This is a genomic window from Sphaerisporangium sp. NPDC005288, from assembly GCF_040607475.1.
GTDB lineage: Bacteria > Actinomycetota > Actinomycetes > Streptosporangiales > Streptosporangiaceae > Sphaerisporangium > Sphaerisporangium rhizosphaerae.
In genome coordinates, this window is the sequence record NZ_JBEXGT010000090.1 from 1 (window position 1) to 14,475 (window position 14,475).

Consider the following 14,475-nt stretch of genomic DNA (forward strand, 5'->3'; position numbering starts at 1 on the left):
TTTTTTATTCAACCGCCCACCCCCTTCAACAAAAAACCCTATATTAACCTCTTCCCCAACCCGCCGCTCTTCCTATCTCGCCCGCCGGCCGGGCCGCCACCTCGTGAGGTGGCGGCCCGGCGGACGGTGAGACGGTGAGGACGAAAGGTCAGGAGCAGGCGGCTCCGTTGAGGGTGAACAGGTCGGGGTTGGGGTTGGCGCCGGCGGGGTTGGTGCCGAGGAAGCCGAAGGTGATCGACTGCCCGGCCCCGATCTTGGCGTTGGAGGCCACGTTCTTCGCCGTCACCTTCGCGCCGCTCTGGGTGATCCCGGCGTTCCAGGACTGGCCGGCCTGCTGGCCGCCGAGGAACGACCACGCCAGACTCCAGCCGTTCACCGCGGTGGAACCGGTGTTCTTGACGGTCACCTGGGTGGTGAACCCGCCCGGCCACTGCCCATGCGTGGTGTAGGTGACCTGGCACTTGCCGGGGGCCTGGACGGTGCCGTCGCCCTGGTCGGCCACGAAGGCCGAGACCCACGACAGGGGCGAGTTCCAGTTGATCGTCAGCTCGTTGGTGGACCAGGAGTTGATGTCGTCGATGTAACAGAACTGGGGCTTGCAGTTCTTCAGCTTGTCGGCCGCGACCGGGTCCTGGATGCCGGAGTTCGGGCCGCCGGCCAGGGTGCCCTTGGGCGGGTTGGGCAGCGTGGCGTCGAGCTGGTGGGAGTACCACCGGCTGTGCTGGTTGTGCGAGTTCACCTCGCCGTACCCGGTGACGTAGGACTGGTTCAGCGCGTTGCGGCCGAAGATGTAGTCGATGCCCTGCAGGACGCCGTCCCGGTACTTGCGCGTGCCGGTGAGGTCGTAGGCCGCGGCCATGACGACCATGTTGTTCAGCACCAGGTTGTTGGAGCCCCAGTCATAGGTGGGCGGGTTGTAGGGCACCCCGTACGGGTGCGCGGTCAGCGTGGCCAGGTACTTGTCGGCTCCGGCGACCACCGAGGCGCGCACCTGGTCGCGGCCGGGCAGCGCGTTCGGGACGGTGGCCAGGTCGAGCCGGCCGAGCTGGGCGACGTGGCCCCAGTCGAAGCCGCGCTCGCCCCAGATGTCGGCCGTGTGCTGCGGCGAGGCCAGCACGTAGTCCTGGAACTCCTTCTCGCCGGTCGAGATGTAGAGCTCGGCGGCGGCCCAGTAGAACTCGTCGCTGACGTCGGCGTCGTCGTAGGTGCCGCCGCCGGTGCCGTCGGAGGGGGAGGCGAGTACGGCGGGGTTGGCCTTGGCCGCGGCCCACGCCTTGCGGGCGGCGGTCAGGTTCTTGGCGGCGAACGCCGCGTCGTAGGGGGCGAACAGCCGGGCGGCCTGGGCGGCCGTGGCGGCGAGGTTCAGCGTGGCGGCGGTCGAGACCGGGTGCAGCTGGCGCTTCTGCGCGTCGGTGTGCGGCAGCTGCGGCAGGCCGGTCCAGTTCTCGTCGTGGATCTTGTGGTGCGCCATGCCCGCGTACGGCTTGCCGTCCGGCACCTGCATCTTCAGCAGGAACTCCTGCTCCCAGCGGGCCTCGTCCAGGATGTCGGGGACCTTGTTGCCGCTCTCCGGCAGCGCGAGCGCGTTGTCGCCCATGGGCTTGGCCGTCGGGGCGTTCTTGGTGCGCTCGTACTCGCTCATGAGCTGGGCGACGGAGATGCCGCCGTTGACGACGTACTTGCCGTGGTCGCCCGCGTCGTACCAGCCGCCGGAGACGTCCAGGCTGTAGTCGCAGACGCCGGGCTGGCAGGGCACGTTGGTGTCGCCCTGGTTCGGCGCGACTCCGATGTGGCCGGCCGGCCGGCCGTAGCCGGGGCGCAGGTCGTCGCGGATCGCGATGCCGCTGCGCTGCGGGTAGTACATCTTCAGCGCGTCGGAGCGCAGCGTTTCGTACGCGCCGGCGCCGATGTCGAACGGCCGGCTGGTCTCGCCGTCGGCCGTCAGCGTGTAGCCGGCGCCCGCCTTGGTGTAGGCGCCGAAGTCGATGGAGTGGACGTTCTGCCCGGAGCTGGCGTCCACGCCGCGCGGCGTGGAGGTGCCGGAGGCGACGACGGTGCCCGCGGCGTTCTTCAGCTTCCAGGGCAGCGCGGTCGTGGCCTCGGTGACCACGGTGGCGTTCTTCGGGCCCTTGGGCAGGTAGGCCACCTGGTTGACGCGGACGCGCGGGCCGGTGTCCGGCACGTACACCTCAGGGTCGGCGCCGCCCTTGAGGCTCACGTCGTCCATGCAGAACCGCCACGGCGTGGCGCTGCCACCGATCTGGAAGACCACCTGGCCGGTGGCCAGGTCGACCGGCGAGGTGAAGGTGTAGTGGAAGTCCCCGCCAGCCGGGGTGAGCTCCGGGTTGGCGGTCACGTAGGCCGTGTAGGGGTCGACGGGCATCTGCACCATCGCCTTGCCGACCCTCGACGGGTCGCCGGAGGCCGAGAAGGAGAACGCGTAGGTCTCGCCCTGGACGAGAGGGATGTCGTTCTGGCCGATGATGACGTCCCACGGGTTGACCGTGCCGCCGGGGATGTCGGCGCAGAGCCGTCCTCCGGTGGTGTCGAAGGTGATGTTGTCGGTGTGCCACCAGGGGTCGCTGCCGCTGTCGAAGGTCCCGTTGTGGATCTGCTCGGGGCCGTCGGGGTCGGCGTTCGCGACGGCGGCCCGTGCCTTGGTGGGCGCCGTGTTCGCGCCGGACGCCTGGGCGGCCGGGCTGGACAGGGCGGACGCGGCCAGCGTGGCCGCCGCGGTGAGGGCCAGTGAGGCCGCCCATCGCCGGGATGGTCTGATCACGCGATATCCCCAGGTGTCAAGGTCGGAGGGTCTGAGGGAACCGGATGTGGGAGCGCTCCCATAGACGTCGGTGCCCGCGATGTTTCCAACGTGTGTCCTGGCCGTCAATGGATCGGGGCGCGGTCCGCGGCGGCCCCGCTCCGGCGGCACGGCGCGTGACCCGCCGCCTAGGTGTGCCGTCTGGCCGGACGCTTCGCTCCCGGCCGGTCGCGGGCGTCGGGCGGAGCCGGGCCGCGGCTGAAAGTTTCATCCCCCGAGAGGGTGGCGAGGAGTTCCGCAAATACATCTTTGCAAATAGAGCTTTGCAAAGTTATCTTTGGCGACATGAGCGATGAGAGCGAGGAATCCGACGTCTACCGCGTCCGCGATCCGCGGGCTCTGAAGGCCGTGGCCCACCCGCTGCGGGTGCGGCTGCTCGGCGCCCTGCGCCTCGACGGCCCGGCCACCGCCACCGAACTGGCCGCCCGGCTCGGCGAGAGCTCGGGCTCGACCAGCTACCACCTGCGGCAGCTCGCCAGGTACGGCTTCGTCGAAGAGGATCCCGAGCGGCGCGACGCGCGTGAGCGCCGCTGGCGTTCGGCGCATCGCTACACCGCCTGGGACGAACTGGAGATCGGTGGCACCCCCGAGGGGCGGGAGGCGGCCGGGTTCATGCGCGAGCGGCAGTTCGAGGCGCTGGCCGGCGACCGCGCGGCGTTCGAGCGCGACCGCGACTCCTGGGGGCCCGAGTGGATCGCCGCCGCCGGCATGTCCGACCACTACGCCCGGCTCACCCCCGCGTCGGTGACGCTGCTCTACGAGCGCGTCTCGACCATGATCCACGAGCTGGAGGCCGCCGACGCGGCCGATCCCGCGGCCGAGGCGGTCATGCTCCACTTCGCCGCCTTCCCGACCAGGGGGTACACCGGATGACCAGCGCCCGTCCCACCAGCCGCCCGGGGATCTCCGCTCGCGCCGCGCTGCGGCGTTACCTGCTCGTCAGCTTCCTGACCTGGTTCCCGCCCGGCCTGATGATGGCCTCGATGGTGCTGCTGATGACCTCGCGCGGCCTGACCCTCGCGCAGGTCGGCGTCGTGACCGCCGTGTTCTCCGCCGCCGCGGTGGTCATGGAACTGCCCACCGGCGGGCTGGCCGACGTCGTGGGGCGGCGCACCGTGCTCGCCGTCTCGGCGCTGTTCAGCGTCGTGGCGATGAGCCTGATGGCCGTCGCGGGCTCGTTCTGGGCGTTCGTCGTGGTGGCGGTGTTCAAGGGCGTCGCCCGCGCGCTCGCCAGCGGGCCCGCGCAGGCGTGGTACGTCGACGCCCTGCACGCCGCCGAGGGCCCCGACGCCGACCTCAAGCCCGGCCTGGGCAAGGGAGAGGCCATGGGCTCGGCGTCGCTCTGCGCCGGCACGCTCATCGGTGGCGCCCTGCCGCTGGTGGCGCCCGGCGGACTGGCCGCTCCCATGGTGGCCGCGGCGGTGGCGGCGGCCGTGCTCTTCGTCGTGGTGCTGTTCGCGATGCCCGAGCCGCCGCGTCCGCGCACCTCCCTCGGGTCGGTGCTGCGCGACGTGCCGGTCACCGTCGGCGCCGGGCTGGGGCTGGCGTTCAGGCGGCCGGGGCTGCGCCGCCTGCTGTTCATGGCCTTCGTCATCGGCATCGGCCTCGGCGCCATCGAGATGCTCACCCCCGGCAGGCTCGCCGCGCTGACCGGCTCCGCCGAGTCCGGCGGTTCGGTGTACGCCGTCGTCGCGGCGGCGGGGTTCGGCGCCAGCGGCCTCGGGTCCTGGCTGGCCCCCCGGGTGGCACGGCTGCTGCGCGGGCCGGTGCCGGCGGCGGTCGCCGGGACGGCGGCCGGCGCGGTGGCGTTCGCGTCCCTGGCGGCGTCGGTGGCGCTGTCCGGGACGGCCGGCATCGTGGCCGCCTGCGCCGCCTACGTGGTGATGTTCGCGGGGGTCTCGGTCGCCGAGATCGTGCGCGCGGAGATGCTCCACCGGCGGGTCGCCTCCTCCCGGCGCGCGACGCTGATGTCGGTGGACTCGTTGCAGCTCCAGCTCGGCGGGACGGCCGGCGTCCTGGGGCTCGGGGTGCTGGCGTCCGGGGCGGGCACGGCCGCCGCCTGGTGGGTCGCGGCCCTGGTGATCCTGCTGTCCGCCCCGCTGTACCTGCGGCTGCCGCCGGCCGCGCCCGACGCGGAGGAAGGCGCCCATCCCCGGACGGTGACGGCCACCGCACACCCCGAGTAGAACAACATTCGGTGAGCGGTGCACAATCGTGGCGTCGGTTGTCCGTTGTGAGGGTTTCGGGGGTCAGGTCCCGGATTTCGGTTACGACGCCGGTCCGGGCACGGCCCCGGCGGAGGCGTCGAAGGTCGCCGGAGGGAGCGCGGAATGGGCGAGCAGGGGGCGGGGCCGGCCGTCGAGGCGGCGGCCGAGCCGGGCAGGCGGGTCACCCCGGCCAACCCGGCACAGCGGGACGCCTGGATCGGCGGCGCGATGCCCGAGGTCGAGCGGGTGCGCCCCGGGCTGTGGTCCATCCCGGTGCCGATCCCGATCAACCCTCTCAGGTACGTGCTGGTGTACGCCCTGGAGCTCCCCGACGGGGTGGCGGTCATCGACGCCGGCTGGAACACCGAGGAGGCTTACGGGGCCCTGGCCGGTGGACTCGGCGTGGCCGGGTACGCGATGACCGACGTGCGCGCGGTGCTGGTGACCCACATCCACCCCGACCACTACGGCCTGGCCGGGCGGGTACGCGAGGCGTCCGGCGCGTGGATCGGCCTGCACCCGGCGGACGCCGCGCTGCTGCACGAGCGCTACGACGAGACCAGGCTCGACGCGCTGGTCGAGCGCGAGCGGGCCCAGCTCGTGCACAGTGGCGTGCCGCCGGTGAGCGTGGACGAGCTGAGCGGGGCGTCCAAGATGATCCGGCAGTACGTGACGATGGCCAAGCCCGACCGGCTGATCGAGGACGGCGAGCTCCTCGGCCTGCCCGGGTGGGACCTGCGGGCCGCCTGGACGCCCGGCCACTCGCCCGGGCACCTGTGCTTCCTCTCCCCGTCCCGGCGGGTGCTGTTCTCCGGGGACCACGTCCTGGCGAGGATCACGCCGATCGTCGCCGTCCACCCGCAGTCGTCGCCGGACCCGCTCGCCGACTACCTCGGCGCCCTGGCGGCCGTCCGGGACCTTCCGGTGGACGAGGTGCTGCCCGCGCACGAGTTCCGCTTCCTGGAGCTGGCCGACCGGGTCGACTACGTGACCGCCCACCACGGCCGCAGGCTCGCCGAGATCGAGGCGGAGGTGGGGCGGACGCCCGGCGCGGCCTGCTGGGACCTCACCACCCGGCTCACCTGGTCGCGGCCGTGGGAGACCATCCCGGCCTTCATGCGCAGGGCCGCCACGAACGAGACCCTCGCGCACCTGGTGTACCTGGAGGCCCGGGGACGCGTCCGCCGCGCCCCGGCCGCCGGCCCCGACGAGCCCGACCTTTGGTTCCCGGCGGCGCCGTGACCGGCGAGCGGTGAACACCGGGTGCCCCGCGCCCGTATCCCCCGGAGGAAGCGCGATCGTCCAGGGTGAGGGGATGCGGTGATGGGCGCAAGGGGAGTCGCCGCGGCCGGTGTGGCCGCCGTACTCGGGCTGGTCACCATGGTCTCGGCGGGCGGCTGCGCCGCGGCGCCGGACGGCGGGGCGGTCAAAGTGGCCGCGTCCTACGACGACCTGCCCTACAACCTCACCGACGTGCTGTTCCGCCGGGAGATGATCCTGCACTACCGCCAGGGGGTCACGCTGGCGCGGCTGGTCCCCGGCCGCGGCCGCGACCCGTACGTGCGGGGGCTGGCCGAACGCCTGACCGAGGAGGAGGCCGCGCAGGTCGAGGAGCTCGCGGTCTCGCTGCGGATGTGGCAGTTCACGGTGCCGGACTCCGACAAGCCTCCGGTGCACCAGATGGAGGGCATGCTGACCCCGGCCCAGCTTCTCGCGCTCAAGGGACGCTCGGGCCCGGCGTTCGACCGCCTGTGGCTGACCACGCTCGCCCGGCACACCGACTACGGGGCCCGGCTGGCCGACAAGGCCCGCGACGAGGGCAAGGACGCCGCTACCGTCGCCCTGGCCCGCCGGACCGCCGCCGCCCAGAAGACCCGCCTCACCGAGATCGTCTCCCACCTTTCCTGACCGGCACGGCCGGTGTCCGCCGTACGGCGGGGTCAGGGGAGGCGGGTGGCGCCGCGGCCGGTGGCGAGGGGGAGGTCCAGGAGGGTGCGGATGCCGGGCGGGGCCGCGCAGACCGAGGCGATCGAGTTGACCGCGTGCGCGGCGGCGCCCGCCAGGCCGTGGGACACCTCGTCGATCTTCAGCATGAGCTGCGGCCGTCCCTCGATGTGGATGGCGAAGCCGGGCTCGGGCCAGCGGCGGACCTTGGCGGCGTCGGACTTGTAGACGCACTCCACCGTCATGAACGGCCGCCCCCGGACCAGCCCGGAGAAGACCCACCGCGAGGCGCAGACCGTGCCGGGGGCGATGACGCCGGCGGTGATCTCGAACTCCTCCGCCGCCAGCTCGAACTCGTCGCTCTCCTCGACCTCGTCCAGCCCGACGCCGAGCGCCTCGGCGACGAGCTGGACACTCTCGGAGAACAACGCGCGCTGGACGGCCCTGAAGGGACGCACGGCCGTCGCGTAGTCCTTCGGGGAGCGGCCGAAGCCGATGAGGTCCATGACGATCTGCCGCGAAGGGTGCCCGAGATAGTCCGACGACTCGCGCACGTAGATGTGGTCCAGCCGCGTCGACAGGCCGGTGAGGGCGAGCGGCAGCAGGTCGCTCATGAAGCCGGGGTTGATGCCGGTGCCGTACACCGAGGTGCCGCCGGCCCGGCACGCCGACTCGAGTTGCGCCACCACGGCCTGGCCGTAGACCTGCGGGTAGATGAAGCCCGTGGTGGTGATGACGTTCTTGCCCGACGCGAGCAGCGCGCAGACCGTCTGCAGGTCGGCGGCGTAGTCGCCGCCGAAGTAGGCGGCGGGCAGGGGCATGTGCAGCACGCAGTCGGCCTCGGTGGCCATGACGCGGTCGACGTCGTCCACGCACAGCACGCCGGTCTCGGGGAGCCCGACCAGGCCCCCGGCGTCCAGGCCCACCTTGCCGGGGTCGTACACCAGCACGCCGACGAGATCGAACTCGGGCCGGGTGATGACGCTGTGAAGCGCATAGCCGCCGACGGCGCCCGTGGCCCACTGGATGACGCGGAGGGGCGGCTGTGCGGGCATGCGAGGCCTCCAGCCCAGGGGGGTCGCGGACGGGGCCCGGCGAAGCTGGGGGTCGACGCCGACCCTCGCCCTCGCGGGGCAGAAACTATAGCAGAATCACAGCCGCTCGATCACTATCCGCTACATCGTCCTCGCGCTGGTGCGGCCCCGATTCTCCGGCCGCCGCGACGGCGAGAACGGGCGGGCGATCGGGCGTCATGACGCTGGGTCGCCGGGATCCCGAGGGCCGGAACGTGGGTGGGTCTGAGGCGCGAGGACGCGGCGCCGGGGGCTGAGGCGCGAGGACGCGGCGCCGGCGTGGGTCCGGGGCGGGAGGGCGCGGCGCCGGGGTCTGGGGCGCGAGGGCGCCGCGCGATATTGTGAAGCCAGCTTTCTAGAATGTTGTTCTCCTGGATTCTCCTCGAAGGGTGGGCGCATGTCGGAACTGAGGTTCGACGGGAAGGTCGCGGTCGTCACCGGGGCCGGGCACGGTCTTGGCAGGTCGCACGCCATCCTGCTCGCCGAACGCGGCGCCAAGGTCGTCGTCAACGACCTCGGCGGCGCGCTCGACGGCACCGGGGCGTCCACGGGGCCCGCGGCCGAGGTCGTCGAGCTGATCGCCAAGAACGGCGGCGAGGCGGTCGCCAACGCCGACAACGTGGCGACGCCCGAGGGCGCCGAGGCGATCGTGCAGACCGCGCGCGACGCGTTCGGCCGGGTGGACATCGTGGTCAACAACGCGGGCATCCTGCGCGACAAGTCCCTCGGCAAGATGGCCGTGGAGGAGTTCGACGCCGTGCTCGCCGTGCATGTGCGCGGGTCGTTCCTGGTCAGCCGTGCGGCGTTCCCGCACATGAAGGAGCAGGGGTACGGCCGCATCGTCAACACCTCCTCCCCCGCCGGCCTGTTCGGCAACTTCGGCCAGGCCAACTACTCCACCGCCAAGATGGGGCTGGTGGGGCTGACCAAGACCCTCGGCATCGAGGGCGCCCGGGCGGGCATCAAGGCCAACGCCATCGCGCCGATCGCCTGGACGCGGATGACCGAGTCGCTGCTGCCGGCCGAGTTCGAGCAGAGGTTCACCGCCGACCGCGTCAGCCCGCTGGTCGCCTTCCTCGCCCATGAGAGCTGCCCGACCAGTGGCGAGGTCTTCAGCGTGGGCGCCGGGCGCGTCGCCCGCGTCTTCGTCGCCGAGGGGCCCGGGTGGCGGACCGACGACCTGACGATCGAGGCGATCCGCGACAACTGGGAGGCCATCCTCGCCGAGGAGCCCTATGTGCGCCCGACCACGCTGGGCGAGCAGGCGGCCGCGTCCATGAAGGCCATGCTCTGACGGTACGCCCCGGCGGCCCGTGAGCCGCCGGGGCGCATGCGTCCCGCATAGCTCCGATGTTTGAGGCGCGGAGGAGATGATCCGGCTTCGGTGGCGCCGGTCGAGTTACCGCTCACATGGGGCGGCGGGTGCGGTCGTCCCCCAGGTCGGCCGCTGTGGACAGCGGCGGTGACCTGCGTCACGTGCTTTTGTTGATAACAGCGAAAGTTACTGATTGTCATCAAAAAGTGCTTTTCAGCGCGGCGCGGGTGAACTAGCTTCGGCGTCACCACACTCCGTGCGGAGGCGCTGTGAAACGCATGCCCGTACGGCCGGACAACGTGCACCAGGCAACCCTGCTCCGCCTGCTGCGCGAGGGCGGCCGGTCGCGAGCGGAGCTGGGGGACGACGTCTCGCTCTCCCGCTCCAAGCTCAATCTCGAGCTGGACCGTCTCATCGAGACGGGCCTGGTCGAGCAGGCCGGGCTCGCGGCCTCGCGCGGCGGCCGGCGGTCGGGGATGGTCCGGCTGTCTCCCCACCTGAGGTTCGCCGGCATCGACATCGGCGCCACCTCGGTGGACGTGGCCGTCACCAACGGCGAGCTGGAGATCCTCGGCCACGTGAGTCAGCCGTGCGAGGTCCGTGAGGGGCCCGCCACCGTGCTCGGCCTGGCCATGGAACTGCTCGCCAAGCTTCGCGAGCAGGGGCTGTTCACCCAGCTCCACGGGGCCGGCATCGGAGTGCCCGGCCCGGTGAGCTTCCGCGACGGCGTCCCGTTCGCGCCGCCGATCATGCCCGGCTGGGACCGCTATCCGGTCAGGGAGGTCGTCAGCCAGGAGCTCGGCTGCCCGGCCATGGTGGACAACGACGTCAACCTCATGGCGCTCGGCGAACTGCACGCGGGCCTGGCCAAGCAGGTCGACGACTTCCTGCTCATCAAGATCGGCACCGGCATCGGCTGCGGCATCGTGGTCGACGGCAAGATCTACCGCGGGGTCTCGGGCAGCGCCGGCGACATCGGCCACATGCGGGTCGACGACCAGGGGCCGCTCTGCACCTGCGGCAACACCGGGTGCCTGGAGGCGTACTTCGGCGGCGCGGCACTGGCGAGGGAGGCGGTCAGGATCGCCCCGCGCTCTCCCTACCTCGGCGAGCGGCTGGCGCTCGGCGGCCGGTTGTCCGCCGAGGACGTGGCCGCGGCGGCGACCCTCGGCGACCAGGCCGCCCTCCAACTCATCCGGGAAGGCGGGCGGCAGGTGGGCCAGGTGATGGCCGGCCTGGTCAGCTTCTTCAACCCCGGCCTGGTGATCATCGCGGGAGGCGTGGCCCGTCTGGGCCACGTACTACTCGCGGAGATCAGGAGCGTCGTGTACCGCCGGTCGCTGCCGCTGGCGACCGGGAACCTGCCCATCGTGCTCTCCGAGCTCGGCGACACCGCCGGGATCATCGGAGGCGCCCGGCTGATCAGCGACCACGTGTTCAGCGCCTCGTGACCCCGTCCCCTGCCCACCGCCCGGCCGTGTCCTTCACCGATCTTCACCGCACTTCCGTTCCGACCAGAACCACTACCCGACCCACTTCGGAGGCCCTGTGAGCGACCTGCTGGTCATGCGAGGGATCGTGAAGCAGTTCCCCGGCGTGCGCGCCCTGGACGGCGTCGACCTGGACGTCCGGGCCGGCGAGGTCCACTGCCTGCTCGGGCAGAACGGCGCGGGGAAGTCCACCCTGATCAAGATCCTCGCCGGTGCGCACCGCCCGGACGAGGGCACCGTGACCTTCGGCGGCGAGCCCGTGCGCTTCGCCGGGCCCATCGCGGCCATCAGGTCGGGCATCTCGACGATCTACCAGGAGCTCGACCTGGTCGACGGCCTGTCGATCGCGGAGAACATCTTCCTCGGCCACGAGCACGCCGCGTTCGGCTTCACCCGCAGACGCGACATGAACCGGGCCGCCGCCGCGCTGCTCAACCGGCTCGGGCACGGCGAGATGCGGCCCGGGACCGAGGTCGGGCGGCTGCCGGCCGCGGGCAAGCAGATCGTCAGCATGGCGCGGGCCCTGTCCCACGAGGCCCGGCTGATCGTCATGGACGAGCCGTCGGCCGCGCTGGCCCACGACGAGGTCGCCAACCTGTTCCGCGTCATCAGGGACCTGACGGCGCAGGGCGTGGCGGTCGTCTACATCTCCCACCGCCTGGAGGAGATCCGCGAGATCGGCGACCGGGTCACCGTGCTCAAGGACGGCAGGACGGCCGCCGTCGGGCTTCCGGCGCGCGAGACGCCGACCTCCACGGTCGTGTCGCTGATGACGGGCAGGGACGTGGAGTACGTCTTCCCCCCGCGCCCGGCGCCCGGCGCCCACGACGAGCACGCCGAGGTGCTGCGCGTCGAGGGCCTGACGCTGCCCGGCCGCTTCGCCGACGTCTCCTTCAACGTCAGGGAGGGCGAGATCGTCGGCCTGGCGGGCTTGGTCGGCTCCGGCCGGTCGGAGATCGTCGAGACGGTCTACGGGGCCCGCAAGGCGGCCTCGGGACGGGTCGTGCTGGCGGGCCGTCCGGTGCCGCCCGGCAGCACCGGGCGGGCCGTGCGGCTCGGCATGGGGCTCGCGCCCGAGGAGCGCAAGTCGCAGGCCCTTCTGATGAACGAGACCGTCGCCCGCAACATCACCATCGCCGGGCTGAAGAAGTACTCGCGACTGGGCTGGATGGACCGCGGGCAGGAGCGCACCGCGGCCGCCCGCCTGGTCGAGACGCTCGACATCCGTCCCGGCGACCCCGACCGTCCGGTCAGGACCCTCTCGGGCGGCAACCAGCAGAAGGCCGTGTTCGCCCGGTGGCTGGTCGAGGACCGCAAACTGCTGCTCCTCGACGAGCCGACCCGGGGGGTCGACGTGGGCGCCCGCGCCGAGCTGTACGCCGTGATCCGGCGGCTGGCCGACGAGGGCGTGGGCGTGCTGCTGGTGTCCAGCGAGGTCCCGGAGGTGCTCGGCCTGGCCGACCGGGTCCTGGTCCTGCGTGAAGGCAGAGTCATCCACGAGTCGGACGCGCGCGACCTCGACGAGCCGCGCGTCCTCGACATGATCATGGAAGGGAGCGCGCTGTGACGGACGCACGCGCCTCGGACAGCGGCACTCCCGGCGACGTCGGCGACCCGCCCGCACGGGACCTCGGCGCCGCCGGCGAACAGGTGCCCGAGGACGCCCGGCCGCCCGCCGACGAGCACGCCCGCGTCGAGAACCAGGCGCGGGCGACCGCGGCCACGGGTCCCGGCGTGCTGGGCCGGATGGGTCAGGCCCGCCACCTCGGCCTGGTCGTGGCGCTCGCGCTGCTGGCGGTGGTCGGCCTGGTCACCACCCCCGAGAGCTTCGCCACCTCCTCCAACCTCGTCAGCATCCTCGCCCTGGCCTCGACGATCGGCGTCATCACGGTCGGGATGACCTTCGTCATCATCGGCGGCGGCATCGACCTGTCGGTCGGGGCGGTCATGGCCCTGGCCTCGGTGTGGGCCACGACGCTCGCCACCCAGGCGTACGGGCCGGTCGTGATGGCGATCTGCGCCATCCTGGTCGGAACCGGCGCGGGGCTGGTCAGCGGATTCCTGATCTCCTACGGGCGGATGGTGCCGTTCATCGCGACGCTCGCCATGCTCGTGGCGGCGCGCGGTCTCGCGCAGCGGATGTCCGACCGCAGGACCCAGCTCGTGCAGCCGGACAACAGCGCCATCGTGGAGCTTTCCACGACGCGGGTGCTCGGCCTGCCGCTGCTGGTCTACATCTTCGCGCTGGTGGTCGCCATCGGATGGCTCGTGCTCAACCGCACGACGTTCGGGCGGCGCACCTACGCGGTCGGCGGCAACCCGGAGGCCGCCCGGCTCGCCGGCATCGACGTGCGGCGTCACACGATGACGCTGTACGCGCTGTCCGGCCTGTGCTGCGGCATCGCCGCGGTGCTCATCATGGCCCGTACGACCACGGGCTCCAGCACACACGGCGATCTGTACGAACTGGACGCGATCGCCGCGGTCATCATCGGGGGAACCCTGCTCACCGGTGGCCGGGGGACCATCATCGGCTCGATCCTCGGGCTGCTGATCTTCACGGTCATCACCAACCTGTTCATCCTCAACGGCCTCAACACCAGCGACCAGCTCATCGCCAAGGGCCTGATCATCGTGATCGCCGTGCTGCTCCAGCGGCGGAGCCTGGAATCGCGCACATAGGCGGGTCACCGCCAGGTCGTCCCCACCGCTGCCCCGGAACGCCTCTCGCGCCGAGGGCCGGCGACCCCCTGTACCAGAAGGAGAAAATGACCATGGACAAGCGCGTCGCCAGGCGAGGGTTCCTCGTCAGCGGAGCCGTCGTCGGCGCGGGAGCCCTCGTCGCCGCCTGCACCAGCAACGAGCCGGCCCCCGCCGCGAGCTCGGCCGCCGCCGCCCCCCAGGCCAACTCGGGCGGCACCGACAACGACAAGCCGGGCACCAAGGTCGTCATCGGGTTCTCGGCGCCCGCGGCCGACCATGGCTGGATCGCGGCGATCACGAAGAACGCGCAGGACGCGGCGAAGAAGTACTCCGATGTGGAGTTCAAGCCGGTCGAGCCGACCAATGACATCAATCAGCAGATCTCGGCGGTGGAGTCGTTGATCGCCGCCAAGGTGAGTGCGCTGGTGATCCTGCCCAACGATGGTGAGCAGTTGAACCAGGTGGCTCGTAAGGCGATGGACGCCGGTATCCCGGTGATCAACGTCGACCGGATCTTCCCCGACAAGCTCTCGTACCGCACCTGGATCGGGGGGGACAATTACGGCATGGGCGTGGCCGCGGGCACCTACATCGGCAAGACGCTGAAGGACAAGGGCGTCTCCAACCCGGTGATCCTGGAGATTCAGGGCATCGCGACGCTGCCGCTGACCCAGGACCGCAGCAAGGGCTTCGCCGACGCGCTGAAGACCTACGGCTTCACCGTCACCGCCCAGCAGGACGCCAAGTTCACCGTCGAGTCCGGCACCCAGGTGGCCAGCAACCTGCTGCAGGCGCACAAGAAGATCGACGCGATCTGGAACCACGACGACGACCAGGGCATCGGTGTGCTGGCGGCGGTGAAGGAGGCCGGGCGCAACGAGTTCTTCATGGTGGGTGGTGCGGGGTCGGCGAACGCGATGCGCGA

At 71.7% G+C, this 14,475-nt stretch carries 11 protein-coding genes; 9 read left to right on the forward strand and 2 right to left on the reverse strand.

All coding sequences use genetic code 11. From position 1 onward, the window contains the following. Window positions 1–148: 148 nt before the first annotated feature. Window positions 149–2,779 (reverse strand): glycoside hydrolase family 9 protein, encoded by a 2,631-nt coding sequence (locus tag ABZU32_RS40305; RefSeq protein WP_354931900.1) that lies wholly within the window; start codon window positions 2,777–2,779, stop codon window positions 149–151. A gap of 324 nt (window positions 2,780–3,103) precedes the next feature. On the opposite strand from ABZU32_RS40305, the gene ABZU32_RS40310 reads away from it, so the two are divergent. From ABZU32_RS40310 to ABZU32_RS40325, 4 genes are all read left to right on the forward strand, one after another. Continuing rightward, window positions 3,104–3,691, forward strand: coding sequence for a helix-turn-helix domain-containing protein (locus ABZU32_RS40310; protein ID WP_354931903.1), 588 nt, complete (start codon window positions 3,104–3,106; stop codon window positions 3,689–3,691). After that, the gene (locus ABZU32_RS40315; RefSeq protein ID WP_354931906.1) at window positions 3,688–5,004 is read left to right on the forward strand and encodes an MFS transporter; all 1,317 of its coding nucleotides are present in this window, start codon (window positions 3,688–3,690) and stop codon (window positions 5,002–5,004) included. The genes ABZU32_RS40310 and ABZU32_RS40315 overlap by 4 nt, the downstream gene beginning before the upstream one ends. A gap of 144 nt (window positions 5,005–5,148) precedes the next feature. Beyond that, on the forward strand, window positions 5,149–6,267 hold the full coding sequence (locus ABZU32_RS40320) for an MBL fold metallo-hydrolase (RefSeq protein ID WP_354931909.1): 1,119 nt from the start codon (window positions 5,149–5,151) through the stop codon (window positions 6,265–6,267). Between the two features lie 81 nt (window positions 6,268–6,348). Further along, window positions 6,349–6,933, forward strand: a complete 585-nt coding sequence (locus tag ABZU32_RS40325; protein ID WP_354931912.1) for a DUF305 domain-containing protein — start codon at window positions 6,349–6,351, stop codon at window positions 6,931–6,933. A gap of 32 nt (window positions 6,934–6,965) precedes the next feature. On the opposite strand, the gene ABZU32_RS40330 is transcribed toward ABZU32_RS40325, so the two are convergent. Continuing rightward, entirely contained in the window at window positions 6,966–8,024 is a 1,059-nt protein-coding gene (locus ABZU32_RS40330; protein ID WP_354931915.1) for a dihydrodipicolinate reductase, read from the reverse strand. A 415-nt stretch (window positions 8,025–8,439) separates the two neighbouring features. Here ABZU32_RS40330 and ABZU32_RS40335 point away from each other — a divergent pair, with 415 nt between their 5' ends. From ABZU32_RS40335 to ABZU32_RS40355, 5 genes are all read left to right on the forward strand, one after another. After that, window positions 8,440–9,336, forward strand: a complete 897-nt coding sequence (locus tag ABZU32_RS40335; protein ID WP_354852879.1) for an SDR family NAD(P)-dependent oxidoreductase — start codon at window positions 8,440–8,442, stop codon at window positions 9,334–9,336. Window positions 9,337–9,635: 299 nt separating this feature from the next. After that, window positions 9,636–10,808, forward strand: a complete 1,173-nt coding sequence (locus ABZU32_RS40340) for an ROK family transcriptional regulator (protein WP_354931927.1) — start codon at window positions 9,636–9,638, stop codon at window positions 10,806–10,808. Between the two features lie 97 nt (window positions 10,809–10,905). After that, window positions 10,906–12,414: a sugar ABC transporter ATP-binding protein gene (locus ABZU32_RS40345; RefSeq protein ID WP_354931918.1), complete on the forward strand. Its 1,509-nt coding sequence runs from the start codon at window positions 10,906–10,908 to the stop codon at window positions 12,412–12,414. Continuing rightward, on the forward strand, window positions 12,411–13,529 hold the full coding sequence (locus tag ABZU32_RS40350; RefSeq protein WP_354931921.1) for an ABC transporter permease: 1,119 nt from the start codon (window positions 12,411–12,413) through the stop codon (window positions 13,527–13,529). Before ABZU32_RS40345 ends, ABZU32_RS40350 begins: the two co-directional genes overlap by 4 nt. A 92-nt stretch (window positions 13,530–13,621) precedes the next feature. After that, window positions 13,622–14,475 (forward strand): substrate-binding domain-containing protein (locus ABZU32_RS40355; protein WP_354931924.1); only part of this gene is annotated, 854 nt, incomplete at its 3' end.

What these genes read in the sequence shown, in the direction of transcription:
- ABZU32_RS40310 (WP_354931903.1), top strand. Translation starts at nt 3,104, where the DNA reads ATGAGCGATGAGAGCGAGGAATCCGACGTCTACCGCGTCCGCGATCCG.
- ABZU32_RS40315 (WP_354931906.1), top strand. Translation starts at nt 3,688, where the DNA reads ATGACCAGCGCCCGTCCCACCAGCCGCCCGGGGATCTCCGCTCGCGCC.
- ABZU32_RS40320 (WP_354931909.1), top strand. Translation starts at nt 5,149, where the DNA reads ATGGGCGAGCAGGGGGCGGGGCCGGCCGTCGAGGCGGCGGCCGAGCCG.
- ABZU32_RS40325 (WP_354931912.1), top strand. Translation starts at nt 6,349, where the DNA reads ATGGGCGCAAGGGGAGTCGCCGCGGCCGGTGTGGCCGCCGTACTCGGG.
- ABZU32_RS40330 (WP_354931915.1), bottom strand. Translation starts at nt 8,024, where the DNA reads ATGCCCGCACAGCCGCCCCTCCGCGTCATCCAGTGGGCCACGGGCGCC.
- ABZU32_RS40335 (WP_354852879.1), top strand. Translation starts at nt 8,440, where the DNA reads ATGTCGGAACTGAGGTTCGACGGGAAGGTCGCGGTCGTCACCGGGGCC.
- ABZU32_RS40340 (WP_354931927.1), top strand. Translation starts at nt 9,636, where the DNA reads ATGCCCGTACGGCCGGACAACGTGCACCAGGCAACCCTGCTCCGCCTG.